The following is a 22,297-nucleotide window of genomic DNA, read 5'->3' as shown; positions in this document are numbered from 1 at the left end:
CGAGATCGAGATCGAGATCGAGATCGAGATCGAGATCGAGATCGAGATCGCGAGCCGGCGCCGGAATCGGCGCATCAGAAATCATGACAACCGAAGACGTCGGCCGATGAGGAGAGAATCCGAACGAAAACCACGCCGACCTGACGAAATCCGTTGCCGGCGATACCCCTCGGATGCGTCAGGAACCCGCCGTCAGCGCGGTCGGTGTCACCGGCAGGCCGGTGCCCGGCAGCGCCGCACGGATCTCGGCGGCGAGCAGACTCCATTCGGCCACCCGGGCGGACGTCGCCCGATACGCGAGACCGATCCGCCGGCGGGGCGCCGGGGTGCGGAAGGTCGCCGTCGCGAGGCCACGCCCCTCCCCACCTCAACGCCCACCGCGGCCGCGGGAACCAGCGTGAGCCCCAGCCCACCGGCGACCATCTGCACGATCGTCGACAGGCTCGCGGCACGCAACGCGCTGCGCTCCCGCGCCCCCGCCTCCCGGCACACATCGAGAGCCTGGGCCCGGAAGCAGTGCCCGTCCTCCAGCAGCAGCAGCTCCTGGCCGCCGAGCGCGGCCACCGGCAGCCCGTCCCCGCCGGCCATCGGATGATCCACCGGTGTCACCAGGACGAAATCCTCGTCGTAGAGCGGCAGCTCGGCGACTCCGGGCTCGTCGGTCGGCAGCGCGAGCAACGCCAGGTCGAGCGCGCCGCCACGCAGCTCCTCCAGCAGCGCCGCGGTCTGGGCCTCCCGCAGCCGCGGGCTCGCCTGCGGCCGCTGGGCGCGCAGCGACGGGAGCAGGCGGGGCAGCAGATAGGGCGCCACGGTGGGGATGACCCCGAGCCTGATATCACCCGACAGCGGCACCTGCGCACGCACCGCGACCTGCGCGATGTCGTCCACCGCCCCGAGGACCCCACGGGCCCGCGCGACGATCTCCTCCCCGACCGGCGTCAGCAGCACACTGCGGGTGGTGCGCTCGACGAGCTGGATGCCGAGCGTGCGCTCCAGCGCCGCCACCGCGCTCGACAGGGTGGGCTGACTGACGTGCAGCGAGGCCGCCGCCCGACCGAAGTGCCGGTGATCCGCCACACCCACCAGCGCCCGGAGTTGGGCGAGGGTGGGCTGAGGTTGAGCCATAGCCTCAAGCTATCAGATTCCCCAAATCTTTCGATTTCCCTTCTGAGTAGACGGTCGCAAGAGTGGAGCCCGTCGCCCCACCCCGGGGTACCAGAGACAGGAGATCGTTCGAATGCTGACCGTCGGCGACGTCTTCCCCGCCTACGACCTGACCGGGGTCGTCTCCCTGAACCCGGACACGGCGTTCGTGCAGGAGACCTCCAGCAGCCGTCCGGGCCAGTGGCGCGTCGTGTTCTTCTGGCCGAAGGACTTCACCTTCGTCTGCCCGACCGAGATCGCCGCGTTCGGCCGGCTCAACAGCGAGTTCGCCGACCGTGACGCACAGGTCCTCGGCGTGTCGACGGACAACGAGTACGTCCACCTCGCCTGGCGGCAGAGCCACGAGGACCTGCGCGAGCTGCCGTTCCCGATGCTGTCGGACATCAAGCGCGAGCTGACCCAGGCCTGCGGCGTGCTCGGGGACGACGGTGTGGCACAGCGGGCGACCTTCATCATCGACCCGGACGGCGTCGTCCAGTTCGTGATGGTCACCGCGGGCAGCGTCGGCCGCAATCCGGCCGAGGTGCTGCGCGTGCTCGACGCCCTGCAGACCGACGAGCTGTGCCCGTGCAACTGGCAGAAGGGCGAGGCCACGCTCGGCGGTGGCAAGGCCCCCGCGGAGGTCGCGGCCTGATGGGGGTGGCTCGCCTTCGGGAGCTGCTTCCCGACTACGCCAAGGACATCCGGCTCAACCTCGGTTCGGTGACGTCGCAGTCCAACCTGAGCCCCCAGCAGCTGTGGGGAACGGTACTGGCCTCCGCGATCGCCAGCCGCGGCCGCACCGCGCTGGCGGAGCTGGAGGCCGAGGCCCGGGCGTTCCTCACCCCCGAGGCCGCGACCGCCGCCCGCACCGCCGCGGCACTCATGGCCATGAACAACATCTACTACCGGACGATGCATCTGCTGGAGGACAAGGAGTACTCCAGGCTGCGGGCCGGTCTGCGGATGAACGCCATCGCCAACCCGGGCGTCGACAAGGTCGACTTCGAGCTCTGGTCGCTGGCCGTCTCGGCCGTGAACGGCTGCGGTATGTGCCTCACCGCTCACGAGCAGGAGCTACGTAAGCGGGACGTCTCCCGGGAGGTCATCCAGGACGCGATCCGGGTGGCCTCGGTCGTCCACGCCGCGGCGGTGACCCTCGAGGCACACGAACAGGTCGCCGCGGCGACCTGACACAGGCCCAGCGACCCACCCGGAAAGAACGGCCGGCGCAGCAGGCCTTGCAGGTTCGCATGAAGCTCGGCATCGCGGTGGCACCGACCGCGATGCCGGGCCCGTTCGCGTTCCGCGGCACACCAACGGCCACAACCCGGGCGCGACACGCCGGCGACGGAGACACCGTGTGTGCCGCGACGCGCCGAGAGCGGAGTGGCTACCGAAATCGTTCTGCGATCCGGGCAGCCACGCAGCGCGACCCTGTGTGATTGCGTGGCTTCGGCGGAGACGTCACCGACGCCGCTCGGCCATCGGACGCCCACAGCCGATGAATGCCGGTCGGCATGTGGATCCGGGGCCGAGCGCTCTCCCGGGAACGCACCGGGAGCCCGGCGGCGACCACTACGATCTCGCCACTTTGAGTAACGACGCGGCCGTATTACGCCAAGCCATTTGTGGTTTACACCGTGGTCTGATTCTCCCCAGCCCAACCAACCCAGTCCATCTGATGCCACAATGCAACTTCACAAGCACGCCTTGTAGTCAGGGCCTTGTAGTCGTCGTCGGGTTTCGATCGCTCGGCGCCCACGGTGGTGTCCGCCAGGCAAGCGGACGTCATCGCGGGCGTGCCAGAACCTCCGGCGCGGCCGTTGCTCAACGACGAGCGTGGACATGGACACCGCCAATGCGGCCGGCCGCGTCAACCCGCGGATGCCGGCGGCATGAGGAACTGGGGGAGCACCGTCATGGCGTTACTGAATACGGCCAACATCAGTGCAGTGCGCGGAGGGCATGCGCTGCGCGTACCCCGGCGCGGCAGCGAATCCGCCGCAGCGGGGGCAGCCGACGGAACAGGCGCCGGGTCGGCGGGCCCACCGCGCATCGGCCCGCTGCCCGAGAACAAGGTCGGGCAGCAGGTGCGGGTGCCCAAGACCGCCGAGCTCGTCGCAGCCCAGCTCCGCCGACAGATCGTCCGCGGCGAACTCGTCGAAGGCGACGCGCTGCCCCCCGAAGCCGTCCTCATGGAGCAGTTCGGCGTCTCCCGCCCCACCCTGCGCGAGGCGTTCCGCGTCCTCGAATCCGAAGCGCTCATCTCCGTCCGCCGCGGCGCCCACGGCGGTGCCCGCGTCCACACCCCCGACGGCCAGGTCGCCGCACGCTACGCGGGCCTCGTCCTCGAACACCGCCACACCACTCTCGCTGACGTCCACACCGCCCACACCCTGCTCGAACCCGCGGCCGTCCGCCTGCTTGCGACCCACCACACCGACGCCACGCTCACGGCCCTGCACACAGCCCTCACTCACCCCGACCCCGCCCACTTCCACCACCAGCTCCTCGAGCACGCCGGCAACCAGACCCTCACCATGATCGCCGGAATGCTCCGCCACATCCTCGACACCCACACACCACCCCCGCACCCCACGCCTCACAACCACCACGACCACACCCACCTGCTCGACCTCATCGCGCACCACGACCCCGACGCCGCCGAAACCCACTGGCGCACCCACATCACGACCACACCCACCCAGCCCCCCACCATCGTCCTAGACCTTCTGGGCGAGTGACGATGCGGCGGCGGCCCCGCTGTGTCCCTGACCGGGCACTCTGGGCGCGCCGCCAGGCATCGCCTGTCACCGATCGGGAAGCAAAGGTGACAGAACCGGCAGAAAAACCGACCGACCGGCACAGACGGGTAGGGCGGGAAACGTAACTGACAACAAGCTTTCATCAACCCTGATGGTTAAAGCTCCCGCGCCGGGTTAGCGTGTGCGCCATGCCGCTGTCGGGACTTGCCTGGCAGACTCTCCCGGACGCGGGGGCGTTGGCCCTGGTAGATACCAGCTCACGGCGGGCCGCCGCGCTCGCCCGTCCCCATCCCCGTGAACTACCCATGATCGACGTCGTCGACATAGAGCGACTCGTCGTGGCATGGCTGTCAGTTCAGACCAGATTTGCCGCCGAGCAACAGCTCGTCGAACGAGTGGAGGATGACCCCCATCGCACGATGACAGCACTGTCCTGGCTGCTGGCGATGTGGACGGTCACGATCCACCTGCGGACGGGGCGCCCCCCGGCCGCGGTGGTCGCCGCGATGACCTATCGCCAGGTATGGCGTAGCCCGGAGGCTCCGGAGTCGGAGCGGGTCTGGGAGACGTTGACCGATCGAATCAGGTTGGGCACGCTGGCGGCGCTGACGTCCGACGCCGGTTCCGCGGTCGAGTTCCGCGCCCAGGTCGACAGCCCGCGCGGCATGGCCGCCGTCATGCTGCGCCATGCCCTCGGCGTGATGGCCAGCCTCGCCGATGACATGCGAATGATCGGAGTCGACCCTCAGGACATGGCCGGCACGCTTGCCCTCTACACCATCGACCCGGATGGCCCGACCGCGCCGTGCTTCCGCCCGCTGGCCTGAACAGGCAGGGCCCGGGCGGCACCACCCCGCGTGGCCGCCCGCCCGATGATCAGGCCGGCGGTTGCTCCCCAGGAGGGCTTGGCGATGCGCCCACGCCCGTTCCGGCCGGCGCCGCGTGCCACCGCGCCCCGCCCGCCGCCGACCCTGGCGGCTGCGGGTACCCGCCTGGCACGCGGCGCACCCACCGACGACCTGGGCGCGTCATGCGCGGTCGCGCCGGTCGCGCCGACCGCGTCGGTCAGTTCGGTCGCACCGGGCTCGGGTGGCGCGAGGGCAGCGGCCCGGCCGGCCGCCTCCGGGCCGTCGATGTACACGGCGTTGGTCATCCCTCCGTGGCCGTGTATCGCCAAAAGTGATTGCATCGACGGGTAGATGGCGACGGACCCGTGGTCGGAGTTCCACCACAACACGCAGGTACCGTCCGGAGCCTGCACTCCGTATGCCACCGCCCCGGTGCCCGAGACTCCGGACACATCTACCTCTCGCTCCAGGTGAAACCGCCGGATCTGGCGAGCGGACATGCTGGTCGACCTCCTCGCGGGTCACATCGCCGTACCGCTGGACGCTGCCCGCCACACCGGCGACGGCCGGCCAGCCGCCGGGAGAGTCGGCACCGGCCGGTCGGGCAACCGTAGCCGCCGTGATCGGGGGCGGTCATCTGATTGGCCGTCCACGACGGTGGCATCGCCGTCACTCGACGCGTCATCGCAGGTGAACGGCAGCGTAGCGGCTGATCAGACCACAGACGTTTCCTGCCGGGCTCAGCTCGCCACGCGGAGCTCGCCTTCGGGGTGGCGTTCTGCCGCCGCCGCCACGGTGAGATAGCTGTCGTAGCCCGGCACGCCGGCCAGCCGGCTCTCGAGGAAAGCCACCGTGTAGTAGGTAGCCAGGCCTTGCGCACGGTCGATGTCGATGGCTGGTGGTCGGCAGGTCAGCTCCTCCGTCACCTCCAGCCGAACGCGCACTCCGTCCTCGACGTCGTGCCCGCGGGCCGCCGCGGCCTGCGCGCAGATCTCGGTGAACGAGTTGTGCGTCCCGCCCGCCACCGTGACCAGGTAGCGCGGGCGCGCGCCGGTGAGCTCGTCGAACGCACGTCTCGCGTTGCGCTCAAACGGAACCGCACCGTCCAGGCGACCGCCGATCAGCAGGGCCGGTACCCGAACACGGCCGAGCAGCCGCGCCGGGACGACCTCGGTGGCCGGGGCGATGCCGACGACGGCCCGCACCCGAGGGTCGGCCGGGGCGCGCAGGAATCCGACCGTGGAGACGACCGAGGTCAGACCACCGAAGGAGAAGCCGACCACCCCGATCTCATCGGCCCGGACGATGCTGGAGAGCGGGCAGTCGTCATCGGTGAACGCGCTGATGACGTTCGAGACATCCACCAGCCGGTCGCTGGCCAGCTCCACCAGTGGTGCCTGCCGACCCTCGGCAGCCTCGATCATGGTGTCGCCCGGATGGTCCGGCGCGGCCACGACAAAGCCGTGCGTCGCCAGCGCCTCGGCGAGATAGGCGAGCTGCACCCGGCTGCCCGCGCTGCCGTGCGAGATCACCACCAGCGGGAAACGGCCGGGCGCGATCGACCTCCCCTGCTGGGCGACTCGCGACGGCACCGCGATGTCGGACGCCACCGGGTAGCGTGCGGCGCCGTCCTGCGGCCTTTCACCGGCACGCGTCGGCCCCTTCCAGGTCGGATACCAGACCGACGTCGTCAGGGTGCGGTCGGGGCGGTCGGGGTTCGGCACGATCAGGGTCTGGTAGCCCACCGCATACGGCCCTGGTTGGTCGGGGGGCGGCGCCTCGTCGGGCGGCACCTGGTCGGGTCGCGACGGCACAGCCGCCGCGGCAGCCGGCGGAGGATGGCCCTCCGGCGCGCTGTCACCGGCGGGCGGCGGCCCGAAGGTGGCCAGCAGTGTTCCCCCCAGCACCGCGGCTGCCGCTGCCCCTGACCAGAGCGACCCCGTCGAGGGCGGCCATCGGAACGGGCGACCCCCACGCGCGGAAAACGCCCGGGAGCCCAGCCGGGCGCGCCGCGACGGCGCCGACCCCGACGCCCCAACCACAGCTCTGACACTACGCACAGCGACCACTCCGGAGCGACCGGATCAGCGAAACCCGTGCATGTTCCAGAGCGGTTCGAAGCGGCCGCGAACGGTCCCGCGAGGCCGTGGTGGCCTGGTCAGCGACGGCCACCCAGGCTCATCACCGTCGTGACGTCATCCCCGTCCGGACCACCGAGCAGCTCGGTCAGGCGCCGTGGACGTCCGACGTGATAACCCTGCGCAATCCCGACACCGATGTCGAGCAGCGTCGGCGGCAGCGTGGCACGATCGACGCCCTCGGCGATCACGATCATTCCTGCCGACCGTGCGATCTGAACGACCGCCTCGACCAGGGCCCGATCACGCGGACTGGTGTCGATGGTGCGAACAAGCCCCGTATCGATCTTCACCGCCCACAGCGGAAGGTTCCGCAGCGCCGTCACCGCCCCGGTGGTCATCCCGAAGTCGTCGAGCAGGACGGCGCAGCCGGCCGCGCCGAGCTGCTCGGCGAGGCGCCGCGCGGCGTCCGGATTCGCCACCGCGGCACTCTCTGAGATCTCCAGGCCCAGGCGGGAGGGGTCGACACGACCATCCCGCAAGGTCGAGAGGACGAAGTCGCCGAAGGCCGGATCCCGCAGTGAGCGGGCCGCGAGGTTCACGTAGAGCCGCCCGGACAGTCCGCTGAGCAGTGCGTTCACGGCGCGCAGCACGACCCAGCGATCGAGGTGCAGACCGAGGTCGGTGTGCTCGGCGGCAGCCAGGAAGCCGCGCGGGCCCAGCTCGGGCCAGATCCCGTCCCGCAGCCGGGAGAGCAGCTCGAAGCCGATCACCTCGCGGCTCGCGAGGTCGACGACGGGCAGGACGTCCAGCGACATCTGGCCGTTGTCGAGCGCCGCCGCCACCCTGCTGGTCACCGTGACCCGCAACGCCGCCTCGTCGTACTGCTCACGGGTGAACAGCCGGGCCCGGTTGCGCCCCACCCGCTTGGCCTCCCGCAGCGCGAGGTCCGCCCAGGCGAAGGCGGCCTCGCTGCCGGCCGCAAGCTCCAGCGGGACCACGCCGATGCTGACGGTGGCCTGCACCGCGACCTCCTCGGCCGCGGCGGTGCGGGCGGCGACCGCGGCGCACAGACGTTCGGCGATCGCGAGGCCCTCGTCTCCCCCGCCCTCGCGCAGGAGGACGGCGAACTCGTCCCCACCGAGGCGCCCGAGCACGGTGTCCGCCGGCAGTTCCTCCCGCAGCAGGCCGGCCACGGCCCGGAGCACAGCGTCGCCCACCGAGTAGCCCTGCAGATCGTTGACATCGGCAAGATGATCGACGTCAAGCAGAAGCAGCGAGCCCACCGCTGTCTGGACGCCTGTCGTCCGGATCTCCAGGTCCTCCGCCATCGCGTACCGGGTGAGCAGCCCGGTCAGCGGATCGGTGGACACCCCGGCCGCCGCCGCTGCCCCGACCTCGGCAACCGCTCCGCCATCCGGCGCGGGTCCGTCCGACGGCACCACCGCGTCTTCACCGGGCAACACCACATCACCGGACGACCCGGCTCCGTCGCTCAGCCCGCCTGCACCGCCCAGCCCGCCTGCACCGCCCGGCGCCGCGGCGCCGCCCGGCAGGTCGGTGCCTTCCGCCGGATCATCCGGATCCCGCGTCGGAACAACCGGCGTGGCGTCGACGGCCGCGCCGACAGATCCGGGCAGCAGGCCGAGGCTGCTCGCCACCGCCTCGTCCGCCAGATCCACGATCTCGAAGAGCAGCAGCTCCGAGGGCTGGCCCGCGCTCATGTCACGGCAGGTGATCCGCAGCAGATGCGACGTTCCGTCGACCGCGATCCAGTCGAGGACCACCGGTGGGGCACCTGGGTGCAGCCCGGTGAGCGGCAGCCCGGCTTCGGCGACCGCGAGGCGGGACTCGAACGGCGAGTCCGGGTCACGCGTACCGGTGACCAGCTCGACGAGCGCGTCGTTGACCCACGCCACCCGGCCGTCGGCGGTGACGATCAGCATCCCGACCGATGACGCAGCCGCGGCCAGGCCCGCAACCCCAGCGATCACCGCACCTCCCGTACCGCGCCGCCCGGAGTGCGAAGTCTAATGTCCGCAACAGCCCGGTCTGTCGGTCACCGCGCCGTGTCGGCCATCGCCGCGATCCACCCGCTGGTTCGAGTCATCAGTGATCGCCACCAGGCCACTCCGCGCGTAACCCGCCCGTAACAGATGCCGTGATCCGCATCACGGTTTCTCCAGGGATAGAACGTCGAAACTCCTGGTCAGAGCGTGCCGAGAACCCGGGTTATCGAGATCTCCAGGACGACGCGTTCCGGGTTCACCCGCGGGGTTCGGTACCGCTCGGCGTAACGACGCACCGCCTCGGCGACCGCGGCCGGGTCGTCCCGGACGACCGCCAGCCCTTCGAGGGTCGACCACCGAGGCCCGTCGATCTGACACACCGCCACGGGCACGCCCGGCGCCGATCCCGGCCGTGACGCAACCCGACCCGACGCATGCTCCGAGGCGGCAATAGCGCCAGCACGCACTTCAATTTTGGACAATTCACCATCAAAGGGGTCGGTTTCGTCGCCGAATGACACCGCAGCCGACCCCGCCTCGGCGAAACGCTCACCCACCGTGACCCCATCACGACCCATTATCAGTGCAACCTTGCGTGAACGCCGAAATGTGATCACCCTGGCCAGGCCGGCCGCCGGCTCCAGCGTCACACCGACCGGTACGACGTGGGCCGTACCGTCGGGACGCACCGTGGTCAGGCTGCACAGATGCCGCTCCCGCCAGAACTCGAGGAAGGCCGCACCGCGCCCGCTGAGATCAACCGTCATGGAGCCAGCCTCCCATGCGCACAGGCAGGCGGTTACCGATCCGTAAACGCGGACTGAAGAAGCAGACAGATTCCGCGATTGCGGCTGTATCGTGCATCCGTGTCGATGATCCGTACAGGGCGCAAAGCCCGTGTCTCTCGCCTCGCCGTTCCCCTCGTCCTGGTCCCCGCCCTCGCGCTCCTCGCGGCGGGCTGCGGGTCCGATGACGACACGGCCACCGCCGCTCCCTCCGCCAGCGCCACCGCGTCGGCGGAGCCTCACAAGATCACCGTTCTCGCCGCGGCCTCGCTGACCGAGACGTTCACCACGCTGGGCAAGCAGTTCGAGGCGGCCCACCCCGGCACGACCGTCACGTTCTCCTTCGCCGCCAGCTCGGCCCTGGCGCAGCAGATCAACTCGGGCGCGCCGGCGGACGTGTTCGCCTCCGCGAGCGCGAAGAACATGACCGAGGTCGTCGACGCGGGCAACGCCACCGGTCCGACGACCTTCGCCACGAACTCGCTCGAGATCGCGGTGCCGGCGGACAACCCGGCCAAGATCGACGAGATCGGTGACCTCGACGAGGCCGGCGTGAAGGTCGCGCTGTGCGAGGCGCAGGTACCGTGCGGCGTGGCCGCCACCACGGTTCTCGACAAGGCCGGCGAAAAGGTCACCCCGGTGACCTACGGCGCCGACGTGAAGGCCGTCCTGACCTCCGTCAGCCTCGGTGAGGTCGACGCCGGCCTCGTCTACCGGACCGATGTCGCCTCGGCCGACCCGAAGAAGGTCATCGGCGTCGAGATCCCGGCCGACGTCAACGCGAAGACCAGCTACCCGATCGTGGCGCTGAAGGAGTCGAAGGACGCGGAGACCGCGAAGGCCTTCGTTGACTACGTCCTGTCCGCCGACGGCACCAAGGTGCTCACCGAAGCCGGCTTCGGCCCGGCGAAGTGACCACCCGCCGCCCGGCACGGCGAGCAGCCCGCACGCGGCCTGTGACCCGCGCACGCCGCGAGGCACGGGTCCGCGCTCCCTGGCCGCTCGCCGTGCCGGCGGCGCTCGCCACCGTCTTTCTGCTGTTCCCGCTGCTCGCCCTGATCATCAGGGCGCCGTGGGAGTCACTGCCCGATCTGCTCACCGACCCGTCGACCCGGCATGCGCTGTGGCTCTCGGTGCGGACAGCCACCATCGCCACGGCCATCTGCATGGTGTTCGGCGTCCCGCTCGCGTGGGCGCTGTCCCGCGCGTCCTTCCCGGGGCGAGACCTGATCCACGCACTGGTGACCATTCCGCTGGTCCTCCCGCCCGTCGTGGGCGGTGTCTCGTTGTTGCTCGTGCTGGGGCGGCGTGGCATCGTCGGCCGCCACCTCGACAACTGGTTCGGGCTCACCATCCCGTTCACCACCGACGCGGTGATCCTCGCGCAGATCTTCGTCGCCATGCCTTTCCTCGTCCTGTCGGTCGAGGGCGCGCTGAGCGCCGCCGACCAGCGCTTCGAGGAGGCCGCGGCGACGCTGGGCGCCAGCCGGGTGACGACCTTCCGCCGCGTGACCCTGCCCATGATCCTTCCCGCGATCGGGGCTGGTGCCGTTCTGTGCTGGGCCCGGGCGCTCGGCGAGTTCGGCGCGACGATCACGTTCGCCGGCAACTTCCCGAAGACCACCCAGACCATGCCACTCGCCGTCTACCTGGCCATGGAGGTAGATCCGGAGAAGGCCATCGCGTTGTCCCTCGTGCTGCTGAGCGTCAGCATCGTCGTGCTCGTCGCCCTGCGCGGCCGCTGGTGGAACAGCCGACAGGCCCAGGGGATCGTGTGATCATAAAATCCGACGGGACCGGCCTCGTCGCCCGCATCGGCATCGAGCTGGGCACGCTGGACCTCGACGCCGAGCTGGCCGTCCAGCCGGGGCGCACCCTCGCCGTCCTCGGTCCCAACGGCGCCGGCAAGAGCACCCTGCTGCGCGCCCTCGCCGGGCTCGTTCCGCTGCGGTCCGGGCAGATCGTGCTGAACGGAGTCGTCCTCGACCAGCCCGAGAACCGGCACTTCGTCTCGCCCGAGCACCGCGGAACCGGGTACGTCTTCCAGGACTATCTGCTCTTCCCGCATCTGAACGCCATCGACAACGTCGCGTTCGGACCGCGGGTACGTCATCGGGTCCGCCGGGGGGCGGCCCGCGCCGCCGCCCGGCAGTGGCTCGCTCGGCTCGGCCTCACGGAGGTCGCGCACCTGCGCCCGAACGCGCTGTCCGGCGGGCAGGCGCAACGGGTCGCGCTCGCGCGCGCACTGGCCCCCGACCCGGGCCTCCTCCTGCTGGACGAACCGCTCGCGGCGCTTGACGCGGGCACCCGCCTGGAGGTCCGCGCCGAGATCCGGGCGCTGCTGCCCACCCTGGACGTCCCCGTCGTCCTGGTCACCCACGACCCGGTGGACGCGTTGACCCTGGCCGACGACGTCGCCGTGCTCGAACGCGGCCGGGTGGTGCAGCGCGGCACCCCGGTCGAGGTGATCACTCGCCCGCACACGCCGTACGTCGCACGGCTGGCCGGGCTGAACCTGTTCCCCGGCACCAGCTCGGGCGGCGTGGTCACCCTCGACACAGGCAGTGGTGGCGGTGGCGAAGGCGGTGGCAGTGGAGCGCCGGTCACGCTCCTGGGGCCTTCCGACGCGCCGGCCGGGAAGGTCCTCGTCGCGCTGCGCCCGTCGGATGTCGGTGTGCACATCGAGGAGCCCCTGCGCGCGGAAGGCGTCCTGGTCCTCACCGGACCGGTGACGTCCGTGGAGCAGCTGGGCGACCAGGTACGGGTGCAGATCTCCACCGCACCCGTGGTGCGTGCCGAGATTCCGGCCCGGCGGCTGGCGGAGCTGCGGCTCGTCCGCGGCACGACCGTGTGGCTCACGATCGACCGCAAGCACGTCGAGGTCTACAGCCAGACCAAGCCCGGGCTGTAGAACCCCGGACCAGCCCGGCCTGGAAGCGGCCACCCGACGCGGCAGGCGTTTGTCCGGTTCGCTACAGTTCGAGGCGTTGCGAGGGGGGAGATCGCCAAAGGAGTCTCCAATGGCCCCGGTTCGTAAGACCGTCGCCAGCGCAGCAGTCGCCGCCGCCCTTGTCGCGGCCGTCTCATCCTGCCGTACCGATCCGATCGACCTGGCCGACAACGGCGGCCGGCCGACGACAGCCACAGCGACGCCGAGCGCCTCACCCGCCACGGCGACGCCGGCCGGGCCTGCACCGGCCACACCGACAGCGCCAACCACGACCGCGGCCGCGGCGACACCGACAGCCTCGGCTCCGGCCACATCCACCGCCCCCGCCGGACCGATCCCGGCGCCGGCGACCACCCAGGCGCAGGTCCCAGCACCGGTACCGCCGCCCACGACCACCAGGCCCGCGACGACCCCGCCGAGCCCATCGCCGCGACCGGTCCCGGCACCATCCACGGCACCGGCACCGGCCCCGGCGGCGGGCACCCGGCAGGACGAGGTCGTCCGGCTGACCAACGTCGAGCGGCAGGCGGCCGGATGCGGACCGCTCGCCGTCGACGCCAGCCTGTCCGCCGCGGCCCAGGCCCACTCCGCGGACATGGCCGCGAACAACTACTTCAGCCACTCCGGCCTCGACGGCACCTCGGCGGGCGACCGGGCCCGGGCTGCCGGCTTCCCGTCCACCTACGTCGGCGAGAACATCGCGGCCGGTTCGGCAACCCCGGCAGCCACCATCCAGATGTGGATGGGCAGCTCGGGTCACCGCGCCAACATCCTCAACTGCGCCTACACCCACATCGGCGTCGGCTACGCCGAAGGCGGCTCCTACCGCTACTACTGGACGCAGGTGTTCGGAACACGCTGACCGGGCCCGGATCGACGAACATGTCGAAACAGGGGGCACCCGACGACGGGAGACGTCGGCACTGGTCGCAAGGCCCGATGTGACCGCCGCGGTCAGTGCTCGACGTGCCCCAGCGGGCGCCCCGGCGCGACCCTGTCACGCAGGGCGCGCTTGACCGCGGACGGTTCGGGAAAGCCCTGCTCACGCCGGTCCCACAGCACCTCACCATCGAGCCGGACGGTGAACACGCCGCCACTACCCGGCACGAGCGCGACCGAGCCGAGATCGGTTTCGAAGGTCGTGAGCAGCTCCTGGGCCAGCCACGCGGCGCGTGGAAGCCATCGGCAGCGGGTGCAGTACTCGATCTCCACGCAGGGCCGGCCCGGACCACCCAGCTCGTCGGAGCCGACCCCAGCCGCCGGCTCGGATGCAGCACCCACTGCCACCATCTCCATCACCCCAACAGCCGCGTCACCCGCACCAGCCCCGTCACGCCCGCCAGCCCCAAGGTCCGGCCTCACAGCCGCGACGTCAACTGGTCCAGGCCGGGCCGTCCAGGCATCGGGCATCCAGGCCCCGGCCGTCAGGCACCGAGCATCGCGAGCCACTGCTTCGAACTCGTCGGCCGGAAGACGTAGTTCATCTTGCGCACGACGCTCAGCTCGGCGGAGGACTCCGCCGAGTACCGGTGGCCCGGGTAGACGGTCACGTCGTCCGCCAGGGCACCGAGCCGGCGCAGGCTGTCGTACATCGCGGCGGCGTCGCCACCGGGGAAGTCCATCCGCCCGCATCCTTCGAGGAACAGCGTGTCCCCCGCGACGAGGCGCCCGTCGACCAGGAAGCACTGGCTCCCCGGAGTGTGCCCCGGAGTGTGCAGCAGCCGGATGTCGACCGCGCCGACGGTGACGACGTCGTCGTCGGAGTGCTCGACGAGCTCCGCCTGGCCCACACCGGTCCCCCGGCGCACCCACTCCGCCTCGTCCCGCTGCAGGTGGATCGGCACCGAGGTGCGTTCGAGCAGCTCACGGATGCCCTCCAGCTCGATGCCGAAGGCCGTGCCACCCACGTGGTCGGCGTGGTGATGCGTCACCAGCGCCCCGGTCAGCCGCATGTCGTCGGCGGCGAGGATGTCGAGCAGGTCCCCGACCCGGTAGGCCGGGTCGACGACGACAGCTTCGCGGGTCTCCCGATCACCGATGAGGTAGACGAAGTTGACCATCTGCGTCGCGGCGGGATCCCCCACCGCGAAGTCACGACCGGACAGAAGCTGACGGAAGTACAGGCGCTCGCTCACACCGCGAGCCTACGGAGCCACCGCCCCAACGCTCCAGAACCGTTGCATGAGAGCGCCAGATTGCTGGTGGTCACGCCTCGCGGCCCGGGCACGCCCTGCCGCGGGTACCTCGCCGGCGGGGTCGCCACGAACCCACATGCCCTACAGGTGCGGGGCGAGGTCCTCCAGCAGGCGCCGTCGGCTGCGCGCTCCCACCATGGTCGCCATCTGGACGCCGTCCCGGACCACGACCATGGTCGGCATCGCCAGCACGCCGTAGGCCAAGGCCGTTTTCGGGCTGGCGTCGACATCCACCTCGACCACTCGCAGGCGCCCCGCCAGCTCGGCCGCGATCTGCCCGAGGATCGGCCGCATCAGCCGGCACGGCGGGCACCAGTCCGCGTGGAAGTCGACGAGAACGGGCACCGGGGAACCCAGCACGATCTGGCCGAACGTCTCATCGTCCGCGTGCCGCACCGCGGCCTCGGCGTCGTCCTCCACCAGATCCGGGCGGCCCAGGACGTCAGATGTGTTCATGAGCTGAAAACTCCCTCGCGTCGGTGTCGTCATGGGAATTCGGCGTTCATGGAGCCCGTTGCGGAATCCCGAGCCTCGAACTTCCGCCGCCCGCTGCCCGCTGCCCGCTGCTTCCAAGCAAGAAGTGGAGGATTTAGCTGCTGTAGCAACCGAAATCCTCACTTCTTGCCGATTGCCAGATGGCTCCGCGCCCTGTTTGTTCCTATTGAGGGCGAATTTCTGGCGCTGCGCGGCGGCGGGCGTTGATGACCGCGTGCACCTCGTCCATCCAAAGCGGGCCGCCCGTGGTCTCCGGCCGATCCGATGGGTGACCGGGCGGCCCGTTGTCGCGCTGCGCGCCAGGCGGGAACAGCGCGCACCCCGGCCGCTCGGCGGAGGCATCGAGACCTCGGAAATCCCGCCAGGGGCCGGGAATGCTTGCTTCGGCGGACATCGGAGCCGGTGGTGCCCCGCCGGCGCGGTGAGCCGACTCCAGTCGTGCGGCGAGCCGCTCCCGCGCCTGGAGAAGGCGAGCCACCTCGTCGTCGATCTCGGCGATCCGGCGTCGGTAGCCGTCGATGGAATCCGGGCAGGCGTCACCGCTCCCGTGCCCGGCCCGGAGGCATTCGACGAAGGGGCGCGTCTCGGCGAGCGCGAAGCCCTCGGCGACCCGGGCCCTGATCTCCTCGACCGCGCGGAGGTCCGCGGCGTCGTAGTCCCGGTAGCCGTTGGACATCCGCCTGGCTGGGAGCAGCCCGTGTTCCTCGTAGTACCGCAGTGCCCGAGGACTGGTGCCGGCGAGCCGTGCCAACTCACCGATGCGCATCCGTGTCTCCTTCGCCGTCGTGCCGCGTCATCGTCGACGCTAGACGTTCACGTCGGCGTCAAGGCCAGCCTGATTCGGAGCCGACCGTCCGCCCGGACCAGTACCGGCGCCACTTTGCCCCGCTGTCGCCGGCGCGGGAAGCGTGGCAGCACCTCGGACGAGCCTGATATGACCCCGGCGGTTACATTCGCCGGGTGACGGACAGGATGCGCCGAACGGCCAGGCCTGCTCCGGAATCCTCCGACACCGGCCACGTCACGCCCAGCCAGCTGGCCTACTGGCGTCGCTCCGGCCTGGTACGTCCGGGGCGTGGCGAGCTGACCCAGGCCAGAGCCGTGGCCGCGCTGCGCCGCGCCGGTCTGAGCCCACGGCGGATAAGGGCGGCCGCGGAACGCCTGAGAGTCGGTGCCGATCTCGGTGCCGGACAACAGGACGTGGGAATCGCCGCGGGCCGGGGCACGGGTGCGCCTGCGCGCTCCGCCCGGCCGGGGCCGGTGTCGCTGCGCTTCGCGGTGTACGGGCAGGAGCTCTTCGTCCAACGGCCCGGCGGCGCCTGGGAGGGAGACCGCGCGCCGGGCCAGCTGATTCTCGACGGCATCGTTCCGCTCGTCCCGGTCGACACGGTGCTGGTCGGGCACCTGCCCGGCGGTATTCCCCCGAGTTCCACGCCGGCGGGCGGCGGTGGCAAGGCCGGGCGATCGTCGGGAGCCGCGGGCGGGGACCGAGAAGAGGGCCCGGCGCGGGCGGGCGGCATCCGGCCCGCCGGTGCGTCCGCGAGCGATCAGATCCGCCGGTTCCTGGGCCGGCAGGAGGCTCTCGAGCACCGGGAGCATTGATCATCCTGGCACCGGCGTCGCGCCACGTCGTCCACCCACTACGCCCCTTTCCAGGGCGTTGGCCCCGGACCGGCCGGCTGATGCGGGTGAGCAACCTAGACTGAGCCCGTGACCGAACGCCGTCGACCACCTGTGGCCCGCCAGCCAGCTCACCCAGCAGCCTCCCCGGCACAGCGGTGACTGCCACCGAGACGTCGGCACATCCGGCGCCCGGCACCGGCACCGGCACCGGCGATGCCGCCTCGGCCGGGCGGGGCGGGGATCGGCCTGTGCTGCTGACGGTCGACGACGACGTGAACGTCTCGCGGGCGGTCGCCCGTGACCTGCGCCGGCGTTACGGCGGGTCGTGGCGGATCGTGCGGGCCGAGTCCGGGTCCCAGGCGCTGGAGGCACTGCGCGAGATCAAGCTGCGTGGGGGCGAGGTGGCCGTCATCCTGGCGGACTACCGGATGCCGGGCATGAACGGCATCGAGTTCCTGGAGCAGGCGATGGACCTGTTCCCCGCGGCCCGTCGCGTCCTGCTGACCGCCTACGCGGACACCAACGCGGCGATCGACGCGATCAACGTCATCGATCTCGACCATTACCTGCTCAAGCCCTGGGATCCGCCGGAGGAGAAGCTCTACCCGGTTCTGGACGCGCTGCTCGAGGCCTGGCGGGCGGCGGACCGTCAGCCCGTCGCCGAGACCAGGGTGGTCGGGCACCGCTGGTCGGCCCGTTCCTACGAGGTGCGTGACTTCCTGGCCCGCAACCACGTGCCGTACCGCTGGTACCTGGCGGACGAGCCGGAGGGCGAGCGGCTGCTGGCCGCGGCCGGTGCGGAACCCGACTCGATCCCGTGCGTGATCACCACCGACGGCACCGCGCTCGTCAACCCGAGCGACGTCGAGCTCGCGAACCAGGTCGGGCTCGCGACGGCGCCGGCCGGCGACTTCTACGACCTGATCGTGGTCGGCGGCGGGCCGGCGGGCCTCGGCGCGGCGGTGTACGGAGCCTCCGAGGGTCTGCGGACGCTCCTCGTCGAACGGCACGCGACCGGCGGCCAGGCCGGGCAGAGCTCCCGGATCGAGAACTATCTGGGGTTCCCCGACGGTGTCTCCGGTTCGCAGCTCACCGACCGGGCCCGCCGCCAGGCGCTCAAGTTCGGCGCGGAGCTGCTGACCACCGCCGACGCGGTCGCCCTGGAGACCGCCGGCCCCGCCCGGCGGCTGGTGCTCGGTGACGGTGGCCGGATCGACGCCCACGCGGTCATCCTCGCGACCGGTGTCTCCTACCGCCAGCTCAACGCCCCGGGCCTCGGCGACCTGACCGGCCAGGGCGTCTTCTACGGTTCGGCGCTCACGGAGGCTCCGAGCTGCAGCGGCGAGGACGTCTACATCGTGGGTGGGGCGAACTCCGCCGGGCAGGCGGCGATGTACTTCGCCCGGCACGCCCGGTCGGTCACGATGCTCGTCCGGGGTTCCGGGCTTGAGGCCTCGATGTCGCACTACCTCATCGAGCAGATCGCGGCCGTCGCGAACATCACGGTCCGGACCTGCACCGAGGTCGTGTCGGCGCACGGCACCGACCATCTCGAAGGCCTCGTGCTGCGGGACAGTTCGACGGGCCAGACGGAGAAGGTCGACACCCACTGGTTGTTCGTCTTCATCGGTGCCGCGCCCCGCACCGACTGGCTCGACGGGGTCGTCACCCGCGACGAGCACGGGTTCGTGCTGGCCGGGCCGGATCTCATCGTCGACGGCCGGCGTCCGGCCGGCTGGGCCCCGGACCGGGATCCGTACCACCTCGAGAGCAGCCTGCCGGGTGTGTTCGTGGCCGGCGACGCGCGCGCCGAGTCGGTCAAACGGGTCGCGTCGGCCGTGGGTGAGGGCGCGATGGCGGTCGCGCTGGTGCATCGTTATCTGGCCGGGCGCTGATCGGCCACGGGGAGGCTGACATGACGGGTGGCAGGCTGCCCTGCGACATCGACGAGCTGCGCACCTTGTTCCTGTTCGAGAAGCTCACCGACGAGCAGCTTGACTGGATCTGCCGCAACGGCCACGTCGAGCTCATCGAGCCCGGCCCGGTGTTCCGTGAGGGTGAACCGGCCACCTGCTTCTACGTGCTGGTCGAGGGCTCGCTGGTGCTCACCCGGCGGATCGGCGACGACGACGTCGAGGTCACCCGCACCGACCAGCGCGGGGTCTACGCCGGCGCCTGGTTCGCCTACCTGGGCGACCGGGTGCCGCAGCAGTACACCAACTCGATGCGAGTGACGTCCCCGTCACGCTTCGTCGTGCTCGATGGGGTTGCGCTGGCGCAGCTCATGCGCGAGTGGTTCCCGATGGCCGTCCACATGCTCGAAGGGCTGTTCTTCGGGCTGCAGAACCTGCAGCAGCAGACCGGCCAGCGCGAGCGCCTCCTGGCGCTCGGCTCGCTGTCGGCGGGCCTGACCCACGAGCTCAACAACCCGGCCGCCGCCGCGGTGCGGGCGACGGCGTCGCTGCGCGAACGGGTCGCCGGCATGCGGCACAAGCTGGGCCTCATCGCCGCCGGACCGTACGACCGCCCGGCGCTGGAAGCGCTGATCGCCCTGCAGGAGGAGGCGGCGGAACGGGTCGGCAAGGCGCCGACGCTCACGCCGATGGAGACCAGCGACCGGGAGGACAGCATCTCGGACTGGCTCGACGATCAGGGCATCGCGGGCGGCTGGCAGCTGGCGCCCACCTTCGTCCAGGCCGGCTTCGACGTCGACTGGCTGGAACGGGTCGCGGGCACCGTGCCCCCGCAGATCCTGGAGGGCGCGGTCCGCTGGCTGATGTACACCGTCGAGAGCGAGCTGCTGATGAAGGAGATCGAGGACTCCACGAACCGGATCTCCGGCCTGCTCGCCGCGACCAAGCAGTACTCCCAGCTCGACCGGGCGCCCTACCGGCAGGCGGACGTCCACGAGCTGCTGGACAGCACGTTGGCCATGCTGGGCGCGAAGCTCGCAGGTGTGCGGATCGTGCGTGAATACGACCGGGCGCTGCCGGAGATCCCGGTCCATGCCGCCGAGCTCAACCAGGTGTGGACGAACCTCATCGACAACGCCGCGGCGGCGATGGGGGGCGCGGGCACCCTCACCGTCGTCACCGCCGCGGACCACGACGACCTGGTGGTCGAGATCCGGGACAGCGGCCCGGGTGTCCCGGCGGACATCCGGGACCGGATCTTCGAGCCGTTCTTCACGACCAAGCCGGTCGGCGAGGGAACCGGGCTGGGCCTGGACATCTCATGGCGCATCGTCGTCAACCGCCACCACGGCAACCTGACGGTGACCTCGGTGCCCGGCGACACCCGGTTCCGGGTCTCCCTGCCGATACGTCCCGATGTCACGAGCCCCCCGGCACCCGCCGTGGAGGCCGCCGAGCAGGGCTGACTCGCCCTCGGCTCCCGCTCTCAGCTCCCGGTTTCCGCCGCCCGGTGGTCGTACTCGTGCCGGGCTGAGGCAATGGTCATCTGGTGGCGCTCCGCCCAGTCGCGGAGCGCGGAAAGCGGCGCGAAAAGCTCACGCGCCACGCTCGTGGCGGTGTACTCCGTCTTCGGTGGCACGGTCGGATAGACCTTGCGAGTCAGCAGCCCGTCTCGTTCCAGCCGGCGCAGGGTCAGGGTCAGCATGCGCCGGCTGATGCCGTCGATACCGCGTTCCAGCTCGGTGAAGCGGACCGGGCCGTGCGCGGCCGCGATCAGGATGCTGACGCTCCACTTGCCGCTGACCTGGTCGAGCACCTCCATGATCGGGCAGGCCTCGATGACGGCCTGATCCACGGTGAGGCCGCCAGCCGTCACATCGATGTTCCGCTGGGACATGAAAGTGCCTTCTTCCGCCGGTGTGAACGCTCCCCCAGCATGGTCACTGACCGTTCCCCCCGCAACAAGTAGTGGGCCCTGTAACAAAAGGTGCCCCTTTGGAGTTCACACATGTCCGAGCTCATGCTCCCGGCGCCGGTCCAGACACGCCCCGAGGCGGCCGAACCAGGTCCACCCCGCTGGCTCGCACTGATCGTCCTGTGCGCCGCCATGCTCATGGTCATCCTCGACGGCACCATCGTCACCGTCGCACTGTCCGCCATCCAGGACGATCTGGGCTTCTCGGAATCCGGACTGGCCTGGGTGGTCAACGCCTACCTGGTGGCCTTCGGCGGGCTGCTTCTGCTGGCCGGGCGGATCGGCGACCTCGTCGGTCGACGGCGGGTCTTCGTCGGCGGTCTCGCCCTGTTCACCGTCGCGTCGCTGTTCTGCGGGCTGGCCGCAAGCCCCGAGATGCTGCTCATCGCACGGTTCATCCAGGGAGTCGGGGGTGCACTCGCCTCGTCGGTCGTCCTCGGAATGATCGTGGTGACCTTCCCCGAACCTCGGGCTCAGGCTCGGGCACTCGGGGTGTCGAGCTTCGTCGGTGCCGCCGGAGCCTCGATCGGACTGCTCGCCGGCGGCCTCCTGATCGAGGTGCTCACCTGGCACTGGGTCTTCTTCGTGAACGTGCCGGTCGGCCTGGTCGCGGTCGGTCTGTCCCTGCGGGTCCTGCCGCAGGACCGTGGCCTGGGCCTCGCCGCCGGAGCGGACGCACTCGGCGCCGTACTCGTCACCGGCGGCCTCATGATCGGCATCTTCACGATCGTGGGCAGCGACGACGCCGGCTGGACGTCCGCCTGCACGCTCGGACTCGGCTTCCTCTCGCTGGGGCTGCTGGTCGGGTTCGCGGCCCGGCAGCTGCGGACCCGGCAGCCCCTCCTACCACCCCGGTTGTTCTCCTCCCGGCCGCTGGCCGTGGGGAACGTGGCGCAGCTGTTGATGACCGGCGGGCTGTTCGCGTTCCAGTTCACCCTCGCGCTCTTCCTCCAGCGCGTCCTCGGCTACGGCGCGGCGGCGACCGGCCTGGCCTTCCTGCCCGTGGCGATCACGATCGGTGTGTTCTCGCTGGGACTCACCGGCTGGCTCGCCGAGCATCTCGGTCCAGGGCTGGTCGCGCTGCCGGGCCTGGGACTGCTGGCTGTCGGCCTCCTGCTGCTGGCACGCCTCTCGCCCGACGCCTCGTACGCGCTGGACATCCTGCCGGCGGCGATCATTCTCGGCTGCGGGGGCGGCCTGGCGCTGCCGGCGTTCACGCAGCTCACCATGTCGGGAGTGCCCGAGGATGACGCCGGCCTGGCCTCCGGGCTGAGCAACACGACGCTGCAGGTAGGCGGGGCGCTGGGACTGGCCGCCCTGACGACGCTCGCGGCGTGGCGCACCGAGAGCGCGGCGGGCGCCGGTGCGCTGAACGCACACGACCTCACGGCCGGCTACCACGCGACGTGGCTCGGAGGCGCGGCCCTGATGGTGGTCAGCATCGCTGTCACGGCGGGACTGCTCAGGCCGCGCCGCCCCTCGACCAACTGAGCCGCCCGCACCTCACCGTGCTAC

The 22,297-nt window shown here is 71.0% G+C and carries 21 protein-coding genes and 2 pseudogenes; 12 read left to right on the top strand and 11 right to left on the bottom strand.

Features of this window, described 5'->3' with window-relative positions:
- Window positions 1-178 precede the first annotated feature (178 nt).
- Window positions 179-1,125: pseudogene (locus tag FREUN1FDRAFT_RS07010) on the bottom strand (LysR substrate-binding domain-containing protein).
- Window positions 1,126-1,237: 112 nt separating this feature from the next.
- On the opposite strand from FREUN1FDRAFT_RS07010, the gene FREUN1FDRAFT_RS07005 reads away from it, so the two are divergent.
- The 4 genes from FREUN1FDRAFT_RS07005 (at window position 1,238) to FREUN1FDRAFT_RS06990 (ending at window position 4,738) form a co-directional block, all read left to right on the top strand.
- Window positions 1,238-1,798, top strand: coding sequence for a peroxiredoxin (locus tag FREUN1FDRAFT_RS07005; RefSeq protein WP_006539284.1), 561 nt, complete (start codon window positions 1,238-1,240; stop codon window positions 1,796-1,798).
- Window positions 1,798-2,337 carry a carboxymuconolactone decarboxylase family protein gene (locus FREUN1FDRAFT_RS07000; protein ID WP_006539283.1) on the top strand — a complete coding sequence of 180 codons (540 nt, stop codon included), beginning with the start codon at window positions 1,798-1,800 and terminating at the stop codon, window positions 2,335-2,337. The genes FREUN1FDRAFT_RS07005 and FREUN1FDRAFT_RS07000 overlap by 1 nt, the downstream gene beginning before the upstream one ends.
- 728 nt (window positions 2,338-3,065) lie before the next feature.
- Window positions 3,066-3,890 carry a FadR/GntR family transcriptional regulator gene (locus FREUN1FDRAFT_RS06995; RefSeq protein WP_006539282.1) on the top strand — a complete coding sequence of 275 codons (825 nt, stop codon included), beginning with the start codon at window positions 3,066-3,068 and terminating at the stop codon, window positions 3,888-3,890.
- 209 nt (window positions 3,891-4,099) lie between these two features.
- Window positions 4,100-4,738, top strand: coding sequence for a hypothetical protein (locus FREUN1FDRAFT_RS06990; RefSeq protein ID WP_006539281.1), 639 nt, complete (start codon window positions 4,100-4,102; stop codon window positions 4,736-4,738).
- Here FREUN1FDRAFT_RS06990 and FREUN1FDRAFT_RS06985 read toward each other — a convergent pair.
- The 5 genes and pseudogenes from FREUN1FDRAFT_RS06985 to FREUN1FDRAFT_RS45950 all read right to left on the bottom strand — a co-directional run.
- Window positions 4,684-5,064: a hypothetical protein gene (locus tag FREUN1FDRAFT_RS06985; RefSeq protein ID WP_232295074.1), complete on the bottom strand. Its 381-nt coding sequence runs from the start codon at window positions 5,062-5,064 to the stop codon at window positions 4,684-4,686. The genes FREUN1FDRAFT_RS06990 and FREUN1FDRAFT_RS06985 overlap by 55 nt on opposite strands.
- Window positions 5,065-5,499: 435 nt before the next feature.
- On the bottom strand, window positions 5,500-6,666 hold the full coding sequence (locus tag FREUN1FDRAFT_RS06980; RefSeq protein WP_006539279.1) for a serine aminopeptidase domain-containing protein: 1,167 nt from the start codon (window positions 6,664-6,666) through the stop codon (window positions 5,500-5,502).
- A gap of 251 nt (window positions 6,667-6,917) precedes the next feature.
- A complete protein-coding gene (locus tag FREUN1FDRAFT_RS06975) occupies window positions 6,918-8,831 on the bottom strand; it encodes a bifunctional diguanylate cyclase/phosphodiesterase (RefSeq protein WP_006539278.1) in 1,914 nt (637 codons plus the stop codon).
- 215 nt (window positions 8,832-9,046) lie between these two features.
- A complete protein-coding gene (locus FREUN1FDRAFT_RS45955; protein ID WP_232295076.1) occupies window positions 9,047-9,238 on the bottom strand; it encodes a hypothetical protein in 192 nt (63 codons plus the stop codon).
- 249 nt (window positions 9,239-9,487) lie between these two features.
- A pseudogene (locus FREUN1FDRAFT_RS45950) lies at window positions 9,488-9,613 on the bottom strand (pyridoxamine 5'-phosphate oxidase family protein); the annotation flags it as partial.
- Between the two features lie 105 nt (window positions 9,614-9,718).
- On the opposite strand from FREUN1FDRAFT_RS45950, the gene modA reads away from it, so the two are divergent.
- The 4 genes from modA (at window position 9,719) to FREUN1FDRAFT_RS06950 (ending at window position 13,443) form a co-directional block, all read left to right on the top strand.
- On the top strand, window positions 9,719-10,546 hold the full coding sequence (modA, locus tag FREUN1FDRAFT_RS06965; RefSeq protein ID WP_006539276.1) for a molybdate ABC transporter substrate-binding protein: 828 nt from the start codon (window positions 9,719-9,721) through the stop codon (window positions 10,544-10,546).
- Window positions 10,547-10,587: 41 nt separating this feature from the next.
- Window positions 10,588-11,409, top strand: a complete 822-nt coding sequence (locus tag FREUN1FDRAFT_RS06960) for an ABC transporter permease (RefSeq protein WP_006539275.1) — start codon at window positions 10,588-10,590, stop codon at window positions 11,407-11,409.
- Entirely contained in the window at window positions 11,406-12,542 is a 1,137-nt protein-coding gene (locus FREUN1FDRAFT_RS06955; RefSeq protein WP_006539274.1) for an ABC transporter ATP-binding protein, read from the top strand. The genes FREUN1FDRAFT_RS06960 and FREUN1FDRAFT_RS06955 overlap by 4 nt, the downstream gene beginning before the upstream one ends.
- Window positions 12,543-12,651: 109 nt before the next feature.
- Window positions 12,652-13,443 (top strand): CAP domain-containing protein, encoded by a 792-nt coding sequence (locus tag FREUN1FDRAFT_RS06950; protein WP_006539273.1) that lies wholly within the window; start codon window positions 12,652-12,654, stop codon window positions 13,441-13,443.
- A 92-nt stretch (window positions 13,444-13,535) separates the two neighbouring features.
- Here the strand turns inward: FREUN1FDRAFT_RS06950 and FREUN1FDRAFT_RS06945 are convergent, their stop codons facing one another.
- From FREUN1FDRAFT_RS06945 to FREUN1FDRAFT_RS41140, 4 genes are all read right to left on the bottom strand, one after another.
- Window positions 13,536-13,871 (bottom strand): SelT/SelW/SelH family protein, encoded by a 336-nt coding sequence (locus tag FREUN1FDRAFT_RS06945; protein ID WP_369809774.1) that lies wholly within the window; start codon window positions 13,869-13,871, stop codon window positions 13,536-13,538.
- Between the two features lie 134 nt (window positions 13,872-14,005).
- Entirely contained in the window at window positions 14,006-14,716 is a 711-nt protein-coding gene (locus FREUN1FDRAFT_RS06940; protein ID WP_006539271.1) for an MBL fold metallo-hydrolase, read from the bottom strand.
- Window positions 14,717-14,857: 141 nt separating this feature from the next.
- Window positions 14,858-15,232, bottom strand: coding sequence for a co-chaperone YbbN (locus FREUN1FDRAFT_RS06935; RefSeq protein WP_006539270.1), 375 nt, complete (start codon window positions 15,230-15,232; stop codon window positions 14,858-14,860).
- 202 nt (window positions 15,233-15,434) lie between these two features.
- Window positions 15,435-16,037, bottom strand: coding sequence for a MerR family transcriptional regulator (locus FREUN1FDRAFT_RS41140; RefSeq protein ID WP_006539269.1), 603 nt, complete (start codon window positions 16,035-16,037; stop codon window positions 15,435-15,437).
- A gap of 206 nt (window positions 16,038-16,243) precedes the next feature.
- On the opposite strand from FREUN1FDRAFT_RS41140, the gene FREUN1FDRAFT_RS06925 reads away from it, so the two are divergent.
- From FREUN1FDRAFT_RS06925 to FREUN1FDRAFT_RS06915, 3 genes are all read left to right on the top strand, one after another.
- Window positions 16,244-16,873, top strand: coding sequence for a hypothetical protein (locus FREUN1FDRAFT_RS06925; RefSeq protein ID WP_006539268.1), 630 nt, complete (start codon window positions 16,244-16,246; stop codon window positions 16,871-16,873).
- Window positions 16,874-17,142: 269 nt separating this feature from the next.
- Window positions 17,143-18,789 (top strand): FAD-dependent oxidoreductase, encoded by a 1,647-nt coding sequence (locus FREUN1FDRAFT_RS06920; RefSeq protein WP_006539267.1) that lies wholly within the window; start codon window positions 17,143-17,145, stop codon window positions 18,787-18,789.
- 20 nt (window positions 18,790-18,809) lie between these two features.
- Window positions 18,810-20,273: an ATP-binding protein gene (locus FREUN1FDRAFT_RS06915; RefSeq protein ID WP_006539266.1), complete on the top strand. Its 1,464-nt coding sequence runs from the start codon at window positions 18,810-18,812 to the stop codon at window positions 20,271-20,273.
- A 20-nt stretch (window positions 20,274-20,293) separates the two neighbouring features.
- Here the strand turns inward: FREUN1FDRAFT_RS06915 and FREUN1FDRAFT_RS06910 are convergent, their stop codons facing one another.
- The gene (locus FREUN1FDRAFT_RS06910; protein ID WP_006539265.1) at window positions 20,294-20,704 is read right to left on the bottom strand and encodes a helix-turn-helix domain-containing protein; all 411 of its coding nucleotides are present in this window, start codon (window positions 20,702-20,704) and stop codon (window positions 20,294-20,296) included.
- Window positions 20,705-20,815: 111 nt separating this feature from the next.
- Between FREUN1FDRAFT_RS06910 and FREUN1FDRAFT_RS06905 the strand changes: the two genes are divergently transcribed.
- Window positions 20,816-22,273 (top strand): MFS transporter, encoded by a 1,458-nt coding sequence (locus FREUN1FDRAFT_RS06905; RefSeq protein WP_006539264.1) that lies wholly within the window; start codon window positions 20,816-20,818, stop codon window positions 22,271-22,273.
- Window positions 22,274-22,297 lie beyond the last annotated feature (24 nt).

This window comes from Parafrankia sp. EUN1f, from assembly GCF_000177675.1.
GTDB lineage: Bacteria > Actinomycetota > Actinomycetes > Frankiales > Frankiaceae > Parafrankia.
Note: the sequence above shows the minus strand (reverse complement) of the source record. Positions and strands in the feature narration are given on the sequence as shown.